Origin of the sequence: Pseudoalteromonas sp. SWYJZ19 (genome assembly GCF_015864375.1) — a bacterium.
GTDB classification, from domain to species: Bacteria; Pseudomonadota; Gammaproteobacteria; order Enterobacterales; family Alteromonadaceae; genus Pseudoalteromonas; species Pseudoalteromonas arctica.
In genome coordinates this window covers 1-20,144 of record NZ_JADYXI010000005.1, presented here as the reverse complement: position 1 = coordinate 20,144, position 20,144 = coordinate 1, and the positions used below count along the sequence as shown (strand labels likewise).

18 protein-coding genes and 2 tRNA genes are annotated in these 20,144 nt (G+C 39.2%); 11 read left to right on the top strand and 9 right to left on the bottom strand.

Annotated features, from left to right (window positions below):
• Positions 1-29 precede the first annotated feature (29 nt).
• The 5 genes from I6F45_RS06375 to I6F45_RS06355 all read left to right on the top strand — a co-directional run bounded on the left by I6F45_RS06375 (position 30) and on the right by I6F45_RS06355 (position 4,442).
• Complete coding sequence (locus I6F45_RS06375) at positions 30-488, top strand: zinc ribbon-containing protein (RefSeq protein WP_007585575.1); 459 nt, start codon at positions 30-32, stop codon at positions 486-488.
• A 77-nt stretch (positions 489-565) separates the two neighbouring features.
• The gene (locus I6F45_RS06370; protein WP_231609626.1) at positions 566-2,986 is read left to right on the top strand and encodes a Lon protease family protein; all 2,421 of its coding nucleotides are present in this window, start codon (positions 566-568) and stop codon (positions 2,984-2,986) included.
• A 20-nt stretch (positions 2,987-3,006) separates the two neighbouring features.
• Positions 3,007-3,483, top strand: coding sequence for an FKBP-type peptidyl-prolyl cis-trans isomerase (locus I6F45_RS06365; RefSeq protein WP_197160109.1), 477 nt, complete (start codon positions 3,007-3,009; stop codon positions 3,481-3,483).
• 25 nt (positions 3,484-3,508) lie between these two features.
• The gene (locus tag I6F45_RS06360) at positions 3,509-3,763 is read left to right on the top strand and encodes a hypothetical protein (RefSeq protein WP_197159988.1); all 255 of its coding nucleotides are present in this window, start codon (positions 3,509-3,511) and stop codon (positions 3,761-3,763) included.
• A 142-nt stretch (positions 3,764-3,905) separates the two neighbouring features.
• The gene (locus I6F45_RS06355; RefSeq protein ID WP_197159986.1) at positions 3,906-4,442 is read left to right on the top strand and encodes a hypothetical protein; all 537 of its coding nucleotides are present in this window, start codon (positions 3,906-3,908) and stop codon (positions 4,440-4,442) included.
• 21 nt (positions 4,443-4,463) lie between these two features.
• Here the strand turns inward: I6F45_RS06355 and I6F45_RS06350 are convergent, their stop codons facing one another.
• Positions 4,464-4,988 carry a CIA30 family protein gene (locus tag I6F45_RS06350; protein WP_197159981.1) on the bottom strand — a complete coding sequence of 175 codons (525 nt, stop codon included), beginning with the start codon at positions 4,986-4,988 and terminating at the stop codon, positions 4,464-4,466.
• Positions 4,989-5,055: 67 nt separating this feature from the next.
• The gene (locus I6F45_RS06345; protein ID WP_197159980.1) at positions 5,056-5,832 is read right to left on the bottom strand and encodes a hypothetical protein; all 777 of its coding nucleotides are present in this window, start codon (positions 5,830-5,832) and stop codon (positions 5,056-5,058) included.
• A gap of 180 nt (positions 5,833-6,012) precedes the next feature.
• Between I6F45_RS06345 and I6F45_RS06340 the strand changes: the two genes are divergently transcribed.
• From I6F45_RS06340 to I6F45_RS06325, 4 genes are all read left to right on the top strand, one after another.
• Positions 6,013-7,044 carry an alkene reductase gene (locus tag I6F45_RS06340; protein WP_197159979.1) on the top strand — a complete coding sequence of 344 codons (1,032 nt, stop codon included), beginning with the start codon at positions 6,013-6,015 and terminating at the stop codon, positions 7,042-7,044.
• 152 nt (positions 7,045-7,196) lie between these two features.
• On the top strand, positions 7,197-8,207 hold the full coding sequence (locus tag I6F45_RS06335; RefSeq protein ID WP_197159976.1) for an RDD family protein: 1,011 nt from the start codon (positions 7,197-7,199) through the stop codon (positions 8,205-8,207).
• A gap of 74 nt (positions 8,208-8,281) precedes the next feature.
• Positions 8,282-8,533 (top strand): type II toxin-antitoxin system Phd/YefM family antitoxin, encoded by a 252-nt coding sequence (locus tag I6F45_RS06330; protein ID WP_166419138.1) that lies wholly within the window; start codon positions 8,282-8,284, stop codon positions 8,531-8,533.
• 134 nt (positions 8,534-8,667) lie between these two features.
• A complete protein-coding gene (locus I6F45_RS06325) occupies positions 8,668-11,022 on the top strand; it encodes a P-loop NTPase fold protein (protein WP_197159974.1) in 2,355 nt (784 codons plus the stop codon).
• Between the two features lie 70 nt (positions 11,023-11,092).
• Here I6F45_RS06325 and lnt read toward each other — a convergent pair whose 3' ends face one another.
• From lnt to miaB, 5 genes are read right to left on the bottom strand one after another with little or no spacing between them, the layout of a single operon-like run.
• Positions 11,093-12,655 (bottom strand): apolipoprotein N-acyltransferase, encoded by a 1,563-nt coding sequence (gene lnt / locus I6F45_RS06320; RefSeq protein WP_197159972.1) that lies wholly within the window; start codon positions 12,653-12,655, stop codon positions 11,093-11,095.
• Entirely contained in the window at positions 12,636-13,520 is an 885-nt protein-coding gene (corC, locus tag I6F45_RS06315) for a CNNM family magnesium/cobalt transport protein CorC (protein WP_165728904.1), read from the bottom strand. The genes lnt and corC overlap by 20 nt, the downstream gene beginning before the upstream one ends.
• 22 nt (positions 13,521-13,542) lie before the next feature.
• Positions 13,543-14,001 (bottom strand): rRNA maturation RNase YbeY, encoded by a 459-nt coding sequence (ybeY, locus tag I6F45_RS06310; protein WP_002958542.1) that lies wholly within the window; start codon positions 13,999-14,001, stop codon positions 13,543-13,545.
• 4 nt (positions 14,002-14,005) lie between these two features.
• On the bottom strand, positions 14,006-15,064 hold the full coding sequence (locus tag I6F45_RS06305; RefSeq protein WP_197159970.1) for a PhoH family protein: 1,059 nt from the start codon (positions 15,062-15,064) through the stop codon (positions 14,006-14,008).
• A 50-nt stretch (positions 15,065-15,114) separates the two neighbouring features.
• Positions 15,115-16,563 carry a tRNA (N6-isopentenyl adenosine(37)-C2)-methylthiotransferase MiaB gene (gene miaB, locus I6F45_RS06300; RefSeq protein WP_165728902.1) on the bottom strand — a complete coding sequence of 483 codons (1,449 nt, stop codon included), beginning with the start codon at positions 16,561-16,563 and terminating at the stop codon, positions 15,115-15,117.
• A gap of 169 nt (positions 16,564-16,732) precedes the next feature.
• Between miaB and I6F45_RS06295 the strand changes: the two genes are divergently transcribed.
• Positions 16,733-17,989: an FAD-dependent monooxygenase gene (locus I6F45_RS06295; protein ID WP_101216149.1), complete on the top strand. Its 1,257-nt coding sequence runs from the start codon at positions 16,733-16,735 to the stop codon at positions 17,987-17,989.
• A gap of 154 nt (positions 17,990-18,143) precedes the next feature.
• Positions 18,144-19,727, top strand: a complete 1,584-nt coding sequence (locus I6F45_RS06290; RefSeq protein WP_007585601.1) for a putative bifunctional diguanylate cyclase/phosphodiesterase — start codon at positions 18,144-18,146, stop codon at positions 19,725-19,727.
• Positions 19,728-19,768: 41 nt separating this feature from the next.
• On the opposite strand, the gene I6F45_RS06285 is transcribed toward I6F45_RS06290, so the two are convergent.
• Both I6F45_RS06285 and I6F45_RS06280 read right to left on the bottom strand, forming a co-directional pair.
• Positions 19,769-19,843: transfer RNA gene (locus I6F45_RS06285), tRNA-Gln, on the bottom strand.
• 81 nt (positions 19,844-19,924) lie between these two features.
• Positions 19,925-20,009, bottom strand: a tRNA-Leu gene (locus I6F45_RS06280).
• Positions 20,010-20,144 lie beyond the last annotated feature (135 nt).

Genomic DNA, 20,144 nt, shown 5'->3' with positions numbered 1-20,144 from the left:
ATTTAACAGCAATTTTGAAGGAGTAAAAAATGACTGATTACAAAACATGGCTTAGCAGTTTTACCCATTGGATAAAAGATGTAAAAGAGCATGGTTTAAAAGATGTGGTTTCTGGGTTTGTTGAATCTGAGCAGGCGCTTAAAGATTTAAGTCAAGAAAGATATGAGCTCTATAAAAGCTATTTAAAGAATGATATTGAACATATAGTAGAGAACGAATCACACTATAATTCGCTTGCATGGCAAGAGCTTAAAGAGTCTCTTTGGTTTGAACTTTCGCATATAGAAGATAAAACCCAGCTTGAGTGGCAATCTTTAAGTCAAGATTTTAAGCACAATGGTGTGTATCACGCAGGCGAATGGATAGCCATGGGCACATTAGTATGTAAGAATTGCACCCATAGTTACGATGTTTATCACGCTACACAAATTACACCGTGTATTGAATGTGATGGAATCTATTTTAGTCGTAAGGCACTGCACCCTTAAATATAAGTATTAAGTGGCTGCGGGCCACTTAATACGCCCAAAGGCCAGCGAATATGCTGGTAAAAAAAGAAGTTAGAATGACGAAAAAATTGCTGCCACTATCTGTTTCAAAGCTCGCACCGAGTATTTCTACTAATCACGTAAACACGTGCATGAGCAATCCATACCCAGAGCAACTTACGTTTATAGGCCAACAACGCGCCCAAAGTGCTTTAGATTTTTCATTAGGGATGGAACTGCCGGGTTACAACGTTTATGTAATGGGCGAGGCCGCTCACGGGCGCTTTACGCTTGTTAAAGATAAACTTAAGCAACACGCAAAAGACCGCTCAACGCCAAACGAATGGTTATACGTAAATAATTACGATGATCACAGAGAGCCCATTGCGCTGTTTATGCAACCAGGGCAAAGCAAGCAACTTAGTGACGATATAGATTCATTTTTAGATGAAGTGCTCGACACCTTTCCAGCTGCATTTGACAACCCAGCGTACCAACGTAAGAAAAAATCAATCGACCGTGAATTTAACGACGCCTACGACAGTGCTATTACCGCAGTAGAAATTGCGGCGTTTGAGCAAAGCGTTGCATTAGTTGAAGAAAAAAATTCAGTCGGGTTTGCACCACTTGTAGATGGTAAACAATTAAGCGACAGCGAATTTGGCGAACTTGAAGAAACGTTACGTGAAGAGTTTTTTGAAAAAATTGAAAAGCTAGAAGATGCATTAATAGAAGCATTAATAGAACTGCCACGTTGGAAACGCGAATCAAAAGAAAAACAACGCAACCTTAAAAAATCGACTGCAGAGCAAGCCACTAAACCACTTTTAAAAGACTTAGAACATAAATATGCCACGCATATTGGTGTACTGCGCTATTTAAAAGATATACGCGTTGAAATTATAGACGCGGTACTTGAATGGCTAGATGACGAAGATGAAAGTGAAGAAAGCAAAGAAGACTTTGATCGCAAAGGCATGCTTACCGACTTTTTTGCACCTAACATTTTAGTTGAGTTTAAAGAGGACGACGCAGCACCGGTTGTGTACGAGCCCAACCCAACGTTTGGCAATATATTTGGCAAAATTGAGTATTCAACATCGCAAGGCTCTTTAATTACCTGTTATCGCTCAATTCAGGCTGGTGCATTGCATCGTGCTAATGGCGGTTATTTAATTATGGACGCTGAAAAAATCATGGCAAACCCACAAGTGTGGGATGGTTTAAAACTCGCGTTAAAAACACATCAAATTAAAAACGATTTACCGTACCAAGACAGCACAGTAGGGACTAGCTTTACACTTCGCCCGCAGCTTATACCGCTTGATGTTAAAATTATTTTATTAGGTTCGCGCGAGTTGTACTACACCATAGGTGAATACGATGAAGAATTTGCAGAACTATTTAGAGTATTAGCCGACTTTGATTACTACTTGCCAAGTAGCGATAAATTGCAATACCAGTTTATTACTAAAGTAACCGAGTATTGCGAGCAAACATTAAAGTGCACTGCAACGCAGGCTGCTATGGTGCGTTTACTTAAATTTAGTTACCGCCAAGCTGAGCATCAAAATAAATTATCAGCGCGTTTTGCTGATGTACTTGAACTTATTGCAGAAGCGAGTTACTACGCAAAACAAGACAAATTAGCCGTTATTGACGCGCACCATATTGACGAAGCCATTGAAGGCAAGCAATACCGTACCGGCCAAATTAGCGAAAATATGCTCAGTGATATAAAAGAAGGTCACACACTTATTGCAACCGACGGCCAAGCCATTGGTAAAGTAAATGGCTTAACCGTATTACACATTGGCGATACCTCATTTGGTACCCCTGCGCGTATTACGGCAACGGTTTATGCTGGCGCCGATGGCGTAATAGATGTTGAACGCGAAGCTGAGCTTGGTAAAGCAATTCACTCAAAAGGTGTTATGTTGCTTACCGGTTATTTAGGTAATAAATATGCGCAGCACTTTAGCTTAACGCTTAGCGCTAATATTGCCATTGAGCAAAGCTATGGTTACATAGATGGCGATAGCGCATCTTTAGCAGAGCTGTGTGCGCTTATTTCGTCTATTACAAGCCTACCTATTAGCCAATCAATTGCGCTTACAGGCTCTATAAACCAACATGGTGATGTTCAAGCCATTGGTGGCGTAAACGAAAAAATAGAAGGCTTTTTTAAACTGTGTAAAATGCGTGGTTTAACAGGTTCGCAAGGCGTTATTATTCCTAAATCAAACCAAGTTAACTTAGTGCTTGATGACGAAATACTTAATGCGGTTGAAGCGGGTAAATTTAATATTTACGCAGTAGAAACCGTAGACCAAGCGCTTAACTTATTAATGGATATAGAAGCTGGCGATATTATTGATGACCAGTATCCAGAAAACTCAGTAAATGGCATTGCGCTTGCTCGTCTTAAAGAAATTGCCGACATAGTTAATGGCGATGATGACGACGAAAAAGACGAAGAGCCAGATAACGAAAAGTAAAACAACGAAAAAGGTTAATGATGATCAATATAATTTTGGCGGTGGTTATCGCCATTTTTTGTTTTTTAATATTTCAAAATAGTAAAAAAGCAAAACAACAAGCAGGCATAAATGCACAAATAGGTGCAGATTACTTAGCGGCTAACGCAAAAGTAGAGGGCGTGGTCGAAACCGCATCTGGCCTACAGTATAAAGTAATCCATAAAAGCGATAGTGAAAACACACCAACCCCAAAAAGTATGGTTAACGTGCATTACCATGGCACGCTAATCGACGGCACTGTGTTTGACAGCTCAGTAGAGCGTAAAACACCGATTAGCTTTGGTTTACACCAAGTTATTAAAGGCTGGACTGAAGGCTTACAGCTTATGAGTCCCGGCGACAAATACACGTTATACGTACCGCATCAATTAGCGTACGGCGAAAAACGTGTAGGGAGTATTCCTCCTGCCTCAGTACTTATTTTTGAAGTAGAGTTACTGGCAATTGAGTCTTAGTGATCAAATAACAAGGAAGTAAATTATGAATAAAGATGAATTACTTAAAATAGCCAAGGGTGATATTAACTTTACCTTTCAATCTATTATTTATGCATTAGCGCTATGCTTACTAATTGCAGCTGTTTTTTTACTAGAGATGAGCGTTAACCTACAAATGGGTTTAATAGTTTGTATTATCGGTGTGTTTGCCATGACTATTTATAATAATTTAAATACTCGCCTAAATGCAGCCCTTGCTCTTATTGCACTCTCGCAAGATAGCCAGAGCACTAAGTAACGAGTTAGTTTAATAAATTGGTATAAGCCCTACTTTAATAAAGTGGGGCTTTTTGCTTTTAGCTAACAATAAAATTTACTTAAGGATTTTAATACGAGGTCGATACCTATAATAGTTACAAAGCTATTTTAGGGATAAAATAATGAAGATTTCACCGACTCCCATTCCATACCAAGTACACAACCCAAATACTCAACCTTTAGCGCAATCAGATAAACTATCTGTTGAAAAAGCGAGTGGAGAAAATAGCGAGGAAGAGAATGAAGAAGAGCCAAAATATGTGTTATCTAAGTTTCTAGATACCAAAGCGCAAGAATATAGTGAAGATAACGCTACGTTTAGCAATCAATATAAAAATCTAGAAAAAGTATACAAGCACTTTACTGGGCGAGTTATTGCGCTGCAAGAACAAATTAGCAAGCTTAAACAAAGTCCCGTACAACGTAGTTTAACTATAAATACTTCTGCAAGTGAGCCGAATAAAAGTGATGCGAGTTTAACTTTAGATGCAGAGCATCTAGGTGCAAAACAATATAAAAACACGCAACAACAAGAGCAAATAGACATGCTAGAGCTGCAACTTGGAGAGCTAAAATCAGAGCAAGCGGCAGTAAAGCAACAAATGGTTGAGTTGGTTATTAGTGAAATGAAAAGGCGAGGTGACGACTATACTATTTAGCGCCATCAACATGCTGGTGGGCTAGCTTTTAAACTCAATTTTACCCACTTCAAGTTTAAACCTACCTTCTTGCTTGCCTGCAATCATAAAGCCTAGCTGTTTTATGTCATCAAAATCAATAATCGGTTGTTGCTCAAGCACGCGACCGCGATACGTTAAAGTAAAATCACTCGGAGCAAAGTTTATATCTACCCATTCATTTTTTACTGTTTTAAATGAGTGGGTGTACGCTGCGCCATCAAGGTAATTGGTAGTTCTGAGTCTAAGCTGATAGGTTTGTCCATCGCCTTTAACACGCAGTGCTATAGCTTTAGTATTTTGGCTTTGTGTATTTAGCTCTGTACGTATTGATGCAAAACCGCCGTTATTATCAAGCGAAACATTGCCTGTAAACAGCAAACTTTCTTGAGTTTGTGTGAATTGGCTATTAGATACACCGCCCATTACTGAGTCGTTAACAACGTACCAGCGCTGGTTTGCATTAGCTTGTGCACTTACAACTAATAAATTAAATACAAAAAGTGATGATAGTTGTTTGGTGATCATGGTTTACTCCTAAGTACTTTAAGCTTACCAATACGGATAAACATATTATTTGTTCACTTATTTAAAGCTAATTATTTTTACGGCTCCATTTTTCCATGATTTTTTCAAACATAATTTCTTTATCAGTTTTATCCTCAGGACAGGGTTTACCGCTACCTTGAGGCATGCCATTACTACCAAATACGGTTGAAGTATCAATTAAATAGCATTTACCGTTAAATTTTTCTAATCGTCGTGTGCCTGCTGTATTTTGGCTAATAACTTCTGAATTAGCAGATTTTACTGGCGTTTTAATAGTGGGATTATTGTTTATCTCATCATTTTCAGAGCTTTTATCTTCACCAAAGGAGACCATTTTTTTATGAGTCATATTATTTACAGGAGAGCCAAATAGCGGCGCGTATGGATTTAGCTTTTTAAATGTTTGAGAAACTTTTGTTGTAGGCTCTGAAGGCGCGGCTAACTGGGGTTCAACAGGTTTTACAGGCTCTTTTTTAAGCTCTGTTTGTGCCTTTTGTAACGTGGTGGTTTTGGCTTGCGTTTTTTTAGTCACCTTTACTTTGGCTTTTGTAGAATCTTTTTTTATAGGTGTAGTGTTAGAGGTCGCTGCATTTGGTGCATCAGTTTTAGTATTTACAGGTTCTATATCAGGCGCATTAGTTGTTGTAACAACTGAGCTTGGCTTAGGTAGGCTTGCTAAATTAACCGTAACATAGGCCTGTATTATTGCGCTTTTTTCCTCCTTTGGCGGCGCAACTTTAATAGATTGCGAAAACAAAGAGTACAACACAATAGCGTGTATACATAACGAGATAACCCACGGCCATGCATTCCCTTTATTCACATCAAACCCTCAACTTAATAGTGCTGTTAAGAGTCAATAAAATACATTTAGTTCACCTAAAGTTAATGTGTTTTACTTTGTAGCTTTATTGCAGATACAACAAAACTATTTTGCAGTTTTTGTTGTTTTTGCAGGTGCTTGGTTACGTTATTATGAGCGCAATCAAACTTAGGAGGCATTATGACATTACTTTTTGAACCAATAGAACTTGCAGGTAAAACATTAAAAAACCGTATCGTTATGCCCCCAATGACTCGCTCGCGTTCAACACAGCCTGGCGATATAGCTAACGACTTAATGGCAACATATTACGCACAGCGCGCAAGTGCCGGGCTAATTGTAAGCGAAGGCACGCAAATTAGTGAGCTTGGTAAAGGTTACGCTTGGACACCGGGTATTTATTCAAATGAGCAAGTTGCAGGTTGGAGTAAAGTAACAAGCGCAGTACATAGCGCTGGTGGCGTGATGTTTGCTCAGCTTTGGCATGTTGGCCGTGTTACCCACAGTGACAACACCGGTGGCGTGCAGCCTATTTCAGCCTCGGCTATTGCTGCAAAAGACGTAAAAGTATTTGTAGATACAAATGGCGCGCCGGGTTTTGTAGACACCCAACTACCACGCGAAATGAGCAAACAAGATATTACGCAAGCCATAGGCGAATTTCGTCAAGCTGCTAAAAATGCAGTTAATGCAGGATTTGATGGCATAGAGCTTCATGCTGCAAATGGTTACCTTATTAACCAATTTTTAGACTCAGAATCAAATGCTCGCACCGATGAATATGGTGGCAGCGTGCAAAACCGTATACGCTTTTTAATTGAAGTAGTAAATGCTGTTAGCGACGAAATTGGTAGCAGCAAAGTAGGCGTAAGACTAGCCCCGTTAACAACTCTTAATGGCACTGTAGACGAAAACCCTGAGGAAACTTATTTAGCGGTTTCTGAGGCATTAAATAAAGCCGGTGTAGGTTACATGCATATAGCTGAAGCCGATTGGGATGATGCACCTTTAATGAGTGTTGAGTTTAAATACGCTATTCGTAAAGCCTACAGGGGTATATTAATTTACGCAGGCAAGTACACCAAAGAGCGCGCAAACAAAGCACTTAGCGAAGGCTGGGCCGACATGATTGGCTTTGGTCGCCCGTTTGTATCAAACCCAGATTTACCAGCACGCCTAAAGCAAGGCTATACCGATTATCCAACGGTATAATTGCTAGTAAGTAATAAACATTGAGTAAAAACATGAAGGGCTGCATTTTATGCAGCCCTTTTTTGTGCACTGATTCTATTAGCTTTACCTTGAGCAAAAAATAAAAAACGCGTAAGTTAACCGGGTTACCTATTTTAATAACAAGAAAACAAATGAAAGCCAAAGAGATAGAACAATTAGAATTATCAAATTCTGAAACCCGAGAAGTTGTTACCCCCTACGCTTTTAAAATTGACAGTGCATTACTAGGCTTGCCTTTAGCTACACCAAGTAGGCGTGCATTAGCGATAATAATTGATGTTGCACTTATATTTTTAGCAGCCAAACTCAGCGCGGCTTTAATAGCATTTGTCGCTGCAATGGCTTTTTATAAAGGTACTGCACAGCAATACCTTCCTAAAATGTCGGATGTGTGGCGAAGAATCTTAAAAATAACGGCAGCAAGTATTTTATTTGTAAGCGCACTTACTGTGCTTTCAATTGGCATTGATTACCTAGAAGACGATAACGCCGATCAAGGTTTAGCTGTTCAGGGCGTAAAAATACAAGATGAAATTCAGCTTACCGCCACAGAAAAACAACACGTAAATACTTATTTAGCGCAAACAGCCGATGACAGCTGTGAGCAACCTTGCCAACAAAACGCGCTTGATAATTTAATTGGGCAAGTTCCCAAATTAGCAGAAATGGATGACCTACAAAACCCACAACTTGCTACCGTATTTTTACATCTATTAGTGCTCAGTGAAAATAACGAAATAAAGCCTGCACAGTTAATAGAAGAAAAGCCAGCACAAACAACTACAAACAGTATTTTGCAGTGGAGCAAAGGCATTATTCAAGATTTAGGTTTGGGTTTTGGCTGGGCTGCTGTTTACTTTACGTTGTTCTCGTTACTTTGGCGTGGCCAAACACCGGGTAAAAAAGCGTGTAATATCCGTGTTGTCGCCCTAAGCGGTGAGCCATTGGGTTTATTAGATTGTTTTGGTCGCTACGGCGGCTATGGTGCAGGCTTTGCCACCGGGCTGTTAGGGTTTTTGCAGATATATTGGGATCCAAACAGACAAGCTATTCAAGATAAAATATCAGCGACAGTGGTTATTAAAGGTAACCAGAATCAAGTTGTGGATGTTGAAACAGTTATAGATGCAGTGAAAGAGTAAAGTAATTATAAAAATATACAGATTGAGTTTAAAAACTTAAAATTAAGCACAGATTTAACTTTATCAGGTGTTTTATGAAAGCGTTATTAGCTGATTGTTCAGCAAGTATTTCAGAACTGAGGAAAAACCCAATTGCGCTCTTAAATAAAGCTGATGGAGAAGCTATCGAGATTTTAAAATATAATGAGCCAGTTGCTTATTTAGTTCCAGCACAATTGTATGAGTTACTAATGGATCAGCTTGACGATTTTGAATTAGCTAAAATTGTTGAAAGTCGTAGAGCTGATTTATCTCAGGAGATTGAAGTTAGCATTGATAACTTATAGCTCTTATCAATTGGATTACATTAATTAGAAAAAGCTAATGCTTAAAGTGACATAAAGTAGCTCAGACTATTTTTCTGTTTATTATTAGGGCGTGTTAGCATATAAAAAAGTAAATATTGAGTACATGGATGAATATGGTCACTTTTTCTCGTTATATAACATTAATTGTATATGGGGTTATTACCTATTTTTTATTTTCAATTTTGTCTTCGATAACGAGTATCCAAGCTCTTTGGTACAGTTGGGCTAATCTTCTCCACAAAACATTTAATACTTCAAATTTTGCACCTCTGTATGGTTACGCTACATTATTATTTTTAGCAGGCTTAGCCGTAAATAAAATTGCAGATAGTTTCTCTATCTATAATTCAAAAAGATATTGGCAATTTCATTGGCGGTATCCTTCGCTAATGCTATCTGTAACATGCACTATTGCTATTTGGTTCTTTTTTGAATCTAAAACGACCAGCATTTTATTTAGTTTAGATTTAGTGCCTATATACTTACCTATTTTAGGTGGATTAATATTTTTACCAGCATTAGAGTTTTTAAAAGTTCTTATTAGGCAAAAAATAACCCCCCTATGTATTGATGACCCAAAAAACAAGGCTTCAACGCGGCATATTGCTAAACAAATTCAAGAAACTTTATGCGATGAGAAAAGTAAAGCGAACAGTAAGCGAATTTTAATATGTGGAGCTTTTGGTGTCGGGAAAACAACGGCAATAAATTTAGCTGTTGATGAACTAAAAAATAAAAAAGAACTGCCTAAATTAGTTCACTGTAATATTGATCTATGGGGTGTTGAGGCTGAATCTATTATCCAATATGTATTGGATGAAGTGCTAATAGCACTTAGCACTGAGATTGACATGTGTAAATTTCGATCTTTACCATCGCACTATATTTCAGCTATGAATGCAGGTAATACGTCTTCTAAAATATTTGCAGCGTTTATGCATAAACCTACATCCCCTGATGCACTTTTAAAAAGCTTAAGTGATGTTATTAATGCAGCAAATTTGAGGTTATTAGTAACAGTTCAAGACCTCGATCGTAATGCAAAGGCGCTAGACAGTCTTCATGCGCTTGCTGGCCTGCTAGATAGATTAGAAGAGCTGCAAGGTATTGATTATATTTTTGCTGGTGAAAACCGCCCAGAGTTTTCTGATACTTTACTGCGTATTTGCCCAATACGATTTGATTTTTCTAAACCAAATTTTATTAAAGAAATAACCGAGTTAGAAAATAAGTTAATAGATAATGATACGCAAATGTATTATCAAAAAGTTCTTTTAAAGCCAGGTGTATCTAGGCGCCCACTACAACTTATAAATAAATTGTTACCTTCATTTAGAGCATTGCATACTCTTGAAGATCAAATTAAATCTGCTTGGCTGGCATTGTGCGGTGAAGTGTTATTTTATGATCTAGTTTTACTTCAGGCATTAAAAAATAATAATTCATCTATTTACGATGTACTTATAGTGTTAGTAAATAATTCAGCCTTTAAAAGCCAACCACTAAATGAATTTATCGCAGATAATTTTTCTCCAGACGATAACTTAGACAAAGAGCTTATAGAAAATTGTTTAGGTTACTTTGGTTTCATTGATATTTTAAAAACTATAGAAGAGGGCACAGGTAGAGAAACATACATTTCAAAGGATAGCGCGCCAGCTCATGTTTTATCATTTTACAAACACGAGAATATAAGTAGCTCGTTAATAGAAGGTAGGCTTGTAAATAATAAACTTAAACAAAGGCAAGTTTTTGAAACGTTGAACAAAATTGCTAGTGACAATAGCAGTGCTATAACAAGCCAGGCAATTACTGATTTATGTAGTGCCGTGGAAAATGATGAGACTTCTAGTTTTTGGCTTGAGTCAATCAAGCGTTATGGTTGGAGTATCCTTTACAACGAAATTAAAGATGAAACGACCGTTAAGCAATTATTTGAAAAAGCTATTAATGTCCGGTCATCAAGAAAATCTTTAGAGCTTTTAACATCCTTTATTACAGGAAGTTATGAGGTCGAGCCAAGTAGTGCATTTATGAGCTACCTTTTTTCAGAAAAAACAATAAACGACTTATTTGAACAACGTACCTCTTTTACATATGGAACCTTGTTTGCGATATTAAAGATCTATAGCAGTTTTAGCTCATTTGGGCGTTCTGGTAGTAAGCCCAAAAATTATAAAGTTCCTATGAATAATCTTATTCTACAATTTATTAATGGTAATGACTCGGTCAGCCAAGCTAACTTATTGTATCTATTCTCAAGCAATGCCGCAGATGTACCCGATTTAGTCCATGCTTTAGATAAAGCGACTTTAAATGAAGCAAAGTCTTTGATTAAAAATATTAAATCAGAAAACACCCGTGTGATTTATAGTCAAATAGCTGAAGCGCGAGAAGCGAATGATGATGAATTTGAAGGTATAAGAAGTGATGCATTAAAATTTATATTGCAAATGTTAAAGCTTTAGTTTCAATTAATTGAGGCGGCTATTTGAGCTTGAAATTAAAGCGCGATAATTATCTTACCGCGCTTTAATTTTAAATATTTCTTTTATCTTTTAGTTTTAGCCCAAAACCACCAACTCCTAGCAACAACACACATCCCCAAACAAACACATTGCCGTATTGACTGTACACGCTGTCGCCTTTTATAAGCTTAATGTTGGCTTTTAATGTAGTAGCTTCAAACTGAGGCATGGTTTGTTGTGTGTGGCTTATAGGGTCGTATACGGCGCTTACACCATTGTTGGTAACGCGCACTAGAGGGCGTTGTAGTTCGAGCGCGCGCATACGGGCTATTTGCATGTGTTGCAAAGGCCCAATGGAGTCGCCAAACCAGGCATCGTTACTTACAGTAAAGAGTAGGTCGGAGTTGCTTTTGTAATTACCGCGTACTAAATCGGCAAAAACAATTTCGTAGCAAATAGCGGGTAGTAGGTTAAAGCCATTGGCGCGTAAGTTGTTTTGCACTTTGTCGCCACGTGTAAACGACGACATAGGTAAATCGAATAACGGGGCAATAGGGCGCAGTAGATCTTGAAACGGTACAAATTCGCCAATCGGTAATAGCTGGTGTTTTTGATAGCGGTTTTTATCTAGGTAACGGTAATGCCCATGCTCGTCGTCGCGTTCTTTATTACCGACCACAATAAGTGTATTGAATATGTTTTTAGTGTCGCGTTGGTAGTCAACAATACCGGTTACAAGGGCGGTTTTATTAAACGAGGCGGCACTGTCTAAATTGGCTAGGTAGGAATCAGCAAGCATTTCTATTTCGGGCACTGCGGCTTCGGGCCATACTATTAAGTCGGCATCCCAATGTGGGCGTGTCAGGTCTTGGTATTTACTCATGGTGGTCCAAAACTCACTTGGCTCAAAGCGCAGGTGTTGCTGTATATTCCCTTGAACGAGTAATACCGACATGTTTTTACCTGTGTAATGAATACTGCCTGTGGTGCTTGCGCCTGCAAAAATAAGCGCAACAGCTGTCGCAGTAACCGCCGGGGTTTTAAAATCTTTTTGGGTAAGTCTATACAGTGCAAAGCCAATAGCGACACAGGTAAGTGTTAAGCCAAACTCGCCAATATAAGGGGCAAGTAGTCTTAAAGGTCCGTCGGTTTGTGTATAGCCAAAACTTAGCCACGGAAAACCTGTAAGTATTGTTCCGCGTAAATACTCACTAATTGCAAAGCAAGCAATGAGTAATGCGCCAAAGCTTTTAGGGCCAGTGGCAAAGCGTGTGGTTGCCCAAAAGGCAAGTGCGGGAAATAACGCTAAGTAGGAACACAAAAAAGCCATTAACGAGAGCGACGCTATAAGCGGCATTCCGCCAAAGGTGGCAATAGAAACATGGACCCAGCTTATACCTGCACCAAACCAACCTAGACCAAATATAAAGCCATATTTAGCAGCGGTTTTTGCGTATGCTTTACCGGTATTATTAGGGTTAACGCAAAAAATTATGGCACCAAGGCTAATAAATACAATGGGCCAAATTTCAAAGGGGGCATAGCCAAAAGTTAAAACAAGGCCCGCAACCAGTGCGAGCCATGCTTTTTTATCTTTTGCTAATAGGGTAAGTCTAGTTAGCAGTTTCTTCACTGTCGTTATCATCATCCTTAGGAACGGTGACTTGCAGTTGCAAAATACGACGATTGTCGGCGTTGGTTACTTTAAATTGGTAACCTTCTATGTCAATCGTTTCACCACGGCTTGGCATGTGGCCAAATGCGTGCAGTACAGTTCCACCAATAGTATCGGCTTCGTCTGTGCTGTAACCTGTTTTAAAATGCTCGTTAAAGTCATCTACAGGTGTGAGTGCTTGCACTACGTGAACATGTTTAGCAAGTCGACGAATATCTTGATGTTCTTCTTCTTCGTCGTGCTCATCTTCGATTTCGCCAACAATTATTTCAAGAATATCTTCAATCGTTACTAAGCCCGATACGCCGCCGTATTCGTCAATAACAACAGCCATATGGTAGCGTTGCTGACGAAATTCGTTTAGCAGTGTATCAACACGTTTGCTTTCAGGTACTACCATTGCTGGGCGTAAATAATCGCGTATTGATGGTAAGTGCTCGTCTTTATTTAAGATCAGTGGCAATAAATCTTTAGCGAGCAAAAAACCTTCTACATGATCTTTATCTTCAATCACCACCGGAAAGCGTGAGTGAGTTGAGTCAACCATCATTGGAATTAGCTCTTCAAGCGGTTTGTCGATCTCAAGAGTGATCATTTGTGAGCGCGGAACCATTATGTCTCGCACTTTAAGCTCAGACACGCCAAGCACACCTTCTATCATCTCTTTTGTTTCTGGATCGATTACGTCTCGTTCTTGCGCATCGGCAATAACTTCGACCAGCTCTTCTCTATTCTGGGGTTCCCCTTGCAACATTTGAGCTATTCTGCCCAACCACGTTTTGCCAGAAGAACCCTGGCTAGATTGCGAGTTACCGTCGCTCATTGCGTCTAATTGCTCCGTTAATTTAAATATCGTCCCGGTATGGGTCTGCTATGTTCAGCTCTGCAAGTAATTGCTTTTCTATGCTTTCCATCTCTAAAGCATCGTCACTCTTTATATGGTCAAATCCAAGCAAATGCAAGCATCCGTGAATAACCATGTGGGCAAAGTGGTCATGAAATGACTTCTCTTGCTCAATTGCTTCAGCTAATACAATGGCTGGGCAAATAATTAAATCACCAACCAAGGGAATATCTATTCCTGGTGGTGCTTCAAATTCGAACGACAGTACGTTGGTCGGTTTATTTTTACCACGATAGTCGTTATTAAGCTGTTGCGATTGCGCTTCGTCGCTAATAACAATACTGAGCTCTGACTCATCACGATATTGGCTAAGGGCTTTGTCGGCCCACAGTGCAAATTGTTCTTCGCTTGGGAGGTTGTCAAACTCACACGCTATTTGTAAATCAAGTTCGGTTGTCAAAGTATTACTCTTTAGTAGTAGGCTGTTGAAGAGCAGCAAGTGCGTCTTTTGCATTTTGCTTTTCAATGCGCTTTAGTCGCTCGCTTTCGTCGTTACGCTCGTAGGCTTCAACTATGCGTGCTACAACAGGGTGGCGTACTACGTCTTGGGCTTTAAAGTAGTTAAAGCTAATTTCGTTTACACCATCAAGTACTTCCATTGCATGGCGAAGGCCTGAGCGTGTACCACGTGGTAAATCAACCTGTGTAATATCGCCTGTAATAACCGCTTTTGAGTTAAACCCTATGCGAGTTAAAAACATTTTCATTTGCTCGGCGGTGGTATTTTGGCTTTCATCTAAAATAATAAATGCATCGTTTAAAGTACGTCCGCGCATGTAAGCAAGCGGTGCGACTTCAATGATATTTTTTTCGATGAGCTTTTCTACTTTTTCAAAACCTAGCATTTCAAAAAGCGCGTCGTAAAGAGGGCGCAGGTATGGGTCTATTTTTTGACTTAAATCGCCAGGTAAAAAGCCAAGCTTTTCGCCCGCTTCTACAGCAGGACGCGTTAATAATATACGGCGTATTTCTTGGCGCTCAAGGGCGTCAACGGCGGCAGCAACAGCAAGGTAGGTTTTACCAGTACCAGCAGGGCCAATACCAAAGGTAATGTCGTGGTGTAAAATATTAGCCACATAAACACCTTGGTTATCGTTACGTGGTTTAATTACACCACGGCGTGTTTTAATCACCATATCTTTGTCGTAAGCACTGCTTGATGCGTCTTGCTCTAGGGCTTTTGATTCGGTAATAGCTAAATGAACGGCTTCGGGTTCTATTTCGCCTAAAACACCACGAACTGGTTGAGTATCAACATAAAGGTTTTTTAAGATTTCTACAGCGCCGGCGCAGTTGTGTAATTTACCGGTTACTTTAAAAAAGTTGTCACGGTGAATTATTTCAACAGCCAGATGGCGTTCAATTTGTTTGATGTTTTCGTCAAACGGGCCACATAAAGAAGAAAGGCGTTTGTTATCGGCAGGTTCTAAATAAATCTCTAATGTTTTTAACTGATTACTCAAAATTGCTTCCTATAGTACTGCGCCAGCGTTAACTGGCGCTAATAGTGTGACTAAGGAACGAAAGTAGCTACGCCAATTTCGTTAACAGTGTCTGGTTTTGGCTCTGCAGCTGCAGCTTTAGTTAAAATAGCTGAAGGCGCGATTTCACGTCGTAAGTTCATTTCTGATTCTGTACGAATTAAGTCACCACGTAAAGAATTAGGTAGTGCTTCGGTAATACGTACGTCAACAAACTGTCCGATCACTGTGTGTGGGCCAACAAAATTTACTACACGGTTATTTTCGGTACGGCCACGTAATTCCATTGGGTTCTTTTTAGAAGGACCTTCAACAAGTATACGTTGCTCTGTATCGAACATTTGGCGGCTAATTTGCTGCGCCATTTGTGTAATACGATTTTGTAGTAAGTATAAGCGTTCTTTTTTCTCTTGCTCTGTTACGTCATCTGGCAAATCTGCCGCTGGCGTACCTGGGCGTGCACTGTAAATAAAGCTAAAGCTCATATCAAAACCAATGTCGCTAATAAGCTTCATGGTTGCTTCAAAGTCTTCTTGGCTTTCGCCTGGGAAACCAATAATGAAATCTGACGACATGCTTAAGTTAGGACGAATTTTACGTAACTTACGAATTGTCGATTTGTATTCAATTGCCGTATGGCCACGTTTCATTAGGTTTAATATACGGTCTGAACCACTTTGTACTGGTAGATGTAAGTGATCTACAAGCTCTGGTACATCGGCGTAAACGTCGATGATATCAGGCGTAAATTCTACCGGGTGCGATGTGGTGTAACGAATACGGTCAATACCATCAATAGCTGCAATAAGACGAATTAAATCTGAGAAGTAACAAATTTCGCCATCGTGCGTGTCGCCGCGGTATGCGTTTACGTTTTGGCCAAGTAGGTTTACTTCACGTACGTTTTGCTCTGCAAGTTGTGCAATTTCAAGTAGTACGTCATCTACTGGGCGGCTAACTTCTTCGCCGCGAGTATACGGTACAACACAAAAAGTACAGTACTTAGAACAGCCTTCCATAATTGATACAAATGCAGATGGCCCATCTGCTTTTGGCTCTGGCAGGCGGTCAAACTTTTCAATCTCTGGGAATGAAATATCAACAACCGATGAGCCTTTGTTGCCTTGCACTTGTTTAATCATTTCTGGTAAACGGTGCAATGTTTGCGGGCCAAAAATAACATCTACAAATGGTGCACGTTGGCGAATAGAGTCACCTTCTTGTGAGGCAACACAACCACCTACACCAATTATTAAGTCTGGCTTGTCGTCTTTTAACAACTTCCAACGACCTAACTGGTGAAATACTTTTTCTTGTGCTTTTTCACGAATTGAACAGGTGTTAAGTAAGATTACGTCGGCATCTGTTGCATCATCAGTTAGCTGGTAGCCGTTGGTGGCATCTAAAAGTTCAGCCATTTTCTGAGAGTCGTATTCGTTCATCTGACAACCCCAGGTTTTAATATGCAGCTTTTTGCTCATTGAAATATTGCCTCGTGTTCAATTCGATAGTGGCACAAAAATGTGCTAGAAACAGGATTAAGGAGCAAGCATGCTCACTTAAAGGAGGCGTATTTTAGCTGGATACCCGCCCAGATCCAAGTATAGTTTTCATGTTTGTGATCTCAAATCAATACAGGGCGAGTTTAATGTGCTGTTAGGGATATCCTCTGGTATAAAACAAATTAATTTTGATACAATCAAAACAGACTCAAGTAATAATAAAATGATGAAAAACATGACCAAAAATAATGTGATAGTGGTTGGCGGGGGCATGGTTGGCGCGGCTATGGCGATAAAGCTGGCTCAGCAAGGCTTTGGCGTGCGCATAATTGAAAAACACCTAATAGACCCATCGCACATTCTTAGTAGCGATAAGGTGGATATTAGAGTGTCTGCTATTAATCGTTTTTCAGAAAATTTACTTGATGAATTAGGGGCAATGCCTCTTTTAAGGCAAAACCGTATAGCGCCTTATCAACAATTAGAGGCTTTTGAGCGCGGTGGTGACAATTTATTATTTGATTGCGCCGACATAAACACGACACATTTAGGCCACTTGATTGAAAATAGTTTAATTCAAGCAAGTTTGTGGCAGCAATTTGGGCATTATAAGATTGAGGTTATTGAGCAATCATTGCCGGTAACTAAAATAGAGCAAACGGATGATTTAATTACGCTTGTTTATGGTGATCAAACCTATACAGCTGATTTAGTAATTGCCGCCGATGGTGGGCAATCGCAGCTGCGTGCTAAAGCTAATATTGGTATTACGGGTTGGCAGTACCAACAGCATTGCATGGGGGTATTAATTAAACTCGATGCACCGCAACAAATTAAAACATGGCAACAGTTTACACCAAGTGGGCCGTTAGCATTTTTACCAATGCAGGCACCGTACGCTAATTTAATTTGGTACGACGATGCAAATACATTGCAAGCATTTAAAGGGCTAAGCCCAACTCAGTTAAAAACGCACATTCTGAATAAATTCCCAGAACTTGCTGGAGACTTTGAAGTACAAACCCATGCAGTATTTCCGCTTACTCGCCAGCATGCTAATAATTATTCGCAAGGGCGCTTGGTTTTAGTAGGCGACGCTGCACATACAATTAATCCCCTTGCTGGGCAGGGCGTTAATTTAGGTTTTCAGGACGTAGTGGCACTTGCTGAGGTTTTAAACGAAGCAGGAGATATAGGTTGCCCACTAAAACTTAAAGAATACGAGCGAGCTCGCCGCAGGGCTAATTTATTAATGATGAGCATGATGGACGCGTGTTACTTTGGGTTTTCTAATCAAATTACGCCACTTAAATGGGCACGCAGCCAGTTTTTAAAAATGGCTAATAATACGGGGCCAATAAAAAACTGGGTTTTAAAATACGCAATTAGTGGTGATTTAGGCTAAATTTAAAGTAGATATTAGAAAGGCTCATTTATGAGCCTTTTTTTATGTCTGTTTTTAAGTCAGCAAATAGTGACTCGGCTATATTGAACACGGTTTTAATTTAACTGGTGTTACATCACTAAATCGCAATTTAATAACTTTAAAGAGCCTGTGTGTGGATAATTTTTTTACAGTAATAATTATTTTAGGTGCGCTACTGCTTGTTGCTAGCTTAAAAACAACCGTTAAAGTTTGCAAAAAAACATCGCAAAGAGCATGGAGTGTACTGCTATGCGCTATTATTTTTTTTATTATAGGGTATTGGTGGATACTTTATTATTTTTCAAACCACGACATTGCACCCGTCGTTATGAATATGGTGGCTATGTTGTTACTTGGCGGTGGTGGGTTTGTTTTTTTAGTTATTAAACTGAGCTTAAAAAGTATTCTTAAAATAGAGCAAGCAACGCAGTATCAAAAATATCAAACTGAGCACGATAACTTAACAACTCTACCTAACCGCGATAAATTTTTTAAATCTTTAAGTAAACAAGTTGAATATCCTTCCCCATTTTCACTATTTTATATCGACTTAAATAACTTTAAACAAATTAATGATGCGTTTGGGCATCAGTGTGGTGACCAACTCTTGGCTGCATTTGCCAATAAACTAAATAAAGAATTATGCGGCATTGCGAAGTTATATCGAATAGGTGGCGATGAGTTTGCTTTTTTATTGCATACCGATACAGATGAAAGCATGAATTATTGTGTAAACATTATAAACTCAGCCGTCAAAAGTCCGTTTTGTACGAATGAGCAAATGGTTAAAATACAATTAAGTATAGGCGTAAGCCGTTTTCCTGATGATAGCCGATTGCCCGATCAGCTATTAAAAAAAGCTGACTTGGCACTGCATGAAGCTAAAAAAACATTTCAACCTTTGGTAAATTACTCATCTGCAATAGGTAAACGAGCTGAGGACTTTTTTGATTTATCAGCCAAAATTAAAGTGGCATTACATAAAGATGAGTTTGAGCTTTATTTACAACCCATAATGGACTCTAAAGATCTGCAATTACATGGCCTAGAAGCGCTTATCCGATGGCCGCAAGATGATGGTAGCTTTATTAGTCCAGAAAAGTTTATAACCGTAGCTGAGCGTACAGGGCTTATTTTTCCTTTATCGAAATGGGTTGTACAAGAAGCCGTTAATCATATTAGAAAGCTCAAGCTATTTGGTTTCACCGGTACTATACATGTCAATTTATCAACGAAAGATATTGAAAGCAGCGAGTTTTACGATTTTATAATTAGTTTACTCGCAACCGACCCTACATTAAGCGACTCGTTAATTTTTGAAATTACAGAAGGTGCAATGATGACAAATATACCGGCTGCTAGAAAAATGATGCAACAGTTGAGTATGCGCGGGTTTAAATTTAGTGTTGATGACTTTGGTACTGGCTTTTCGTCACTGTCATTATTAAGAGAGCTGCCAATCAATCAAATAAAAATTGATCAGTCGTTTGTCAAAGATATGCTTACTAACTCGCCTGATTACGCCATTGTAGAATCTACATTGTTTTTAGCGAGTCGATTAAATTGCGATGTAGTTGCTGAAGGAATAGAAACTAAAGAGGTAGAACAGGCGTTGTTGAGTCTTAACTGTGATTATTTACAAGGGTATTTATATAGCAAACCAATAAATATAGATGAATTTATAAATGTTTATTTAAGTGCAGAAAAAGTAAGTTGAATTTAATGAGTATTGAGAAGTTTTAGACAGGGGAATCAAATTGGCTGGGATACCAGGATTTGAACCTGGGAATGCCAGGATCAAAACCTGGTGCCTTACCGCTTGGCGATATCCCAACTATAANAAAACCTGGTGCCTTACCGCTTGGCGATATCCCAACTATAAATTTGAATTAGTTTTAGTTCTTAATAAGAACATGGTGCGGAAGGAGAGACTTGAACTCTCACAACCTAAGTTACTGGAACCTAAATCCAGCGCGTCTACCAATTCCGCCACTCCCGCATCACTAAGTTGCTAATTTAAACTCTAAGCTAGAGCAATTCTTTTATCCAACTTTCCTTGGTAGAAGAAGTTGGCTGGGATACCAGGATTTGAACCTGGGAATGCCAGGATCAAAACCTGGTGCCTTACCGCTTG

What these genes read in the sequence shown, in the direction of transcription:
- I6F45_RS06325 (WP_197159974.1), top strand. Translation starts at nt 8,668, where the DNA reads ATGGTCACTTTTTCTCGTTATATAACATTAATTGTATATGGGGTTATT.
- I6F45_RS06330 (WP_166419138.1), top strand. Translation starts at nt 8,282, where the DNA reads ATGAAAGCGTTATTAGCTGATTGTTCAGCAAGTATTTCAGAACTGAGG.
- I6F45_RS06375 (WP_007585575.1), top strand. Translation starts at nt 30, where the DNA reads ATGACTGATTACAAAACATGGCTTAGCAGTTTTACCCATTGGATAAAA.
- miaB (WP_165728902.1), bottom strand. Translation starts at nt 16,563, where the DNA reads ATGAGCAAAAAGCTGCATATTAAAACCTGGGGTTGTCAGATGAACGAA.
- I6F45_RS06340 (WP_197159979.1), top strand. Translation starts at nt 6,013, where the DNA reads ATGACATTACTTTTTGAACCAATAGAACTTGCAGGTAAAACATTAAAA.
- I6F45_RS06350 (WP_197159981.1), bottom strand. Translation starts at nt 4,988, where the DNA reads ATGATCACCAAACAACTATCATCACTTTTTGTATTTAATTTATTAGTT.
- I6F45_RS06355 (WP_197159986.1), top strand. Translation starts at nt 3,906, where the DNA reads ATGAAGATTTCACCGACTCCCATTCCATACCAAGTACACAACCCAAAT.
- corC (WP_165728904.1), bottom strand. Translation starts at nt 13,520, where the DNA reads ATGAGCGACGGTAACTCGCAATCTAGCCAGGGTTCTTCTGGCAAAACG.
- I6F45_RS06370 (WP_231609626.1), top strand. Translation starts at nt 566, where the DNA reads ATGACGAAAAAATTGCTGCCACTATCTGTTTCAAAGCTCGCACCGAGT.
- I6F45_RS06335 (WP_197159976.1), top strand. Translation starts at nt 7,197, where the DNA reads ATGAAAGCCAAAGAGATAGAACAATTAGAATTATCAAATTCTGAAACC.
- I6F45_RS06360 (WP_197159988.1), top strand. Translation starts at nt 3,509, where the DNA reads ATGAATAAAGATGAATTACTTAAAATAGCCAAGGGTGATATTAACTTT.
- I6F45_RS06365 (WP_197160109.1), top strand. Translation starts at nt 3,007, where the DNA reads ATGATCAATATAATTTTGGCGGTGGTTATCGCCATTTTTTGTTTTTTA.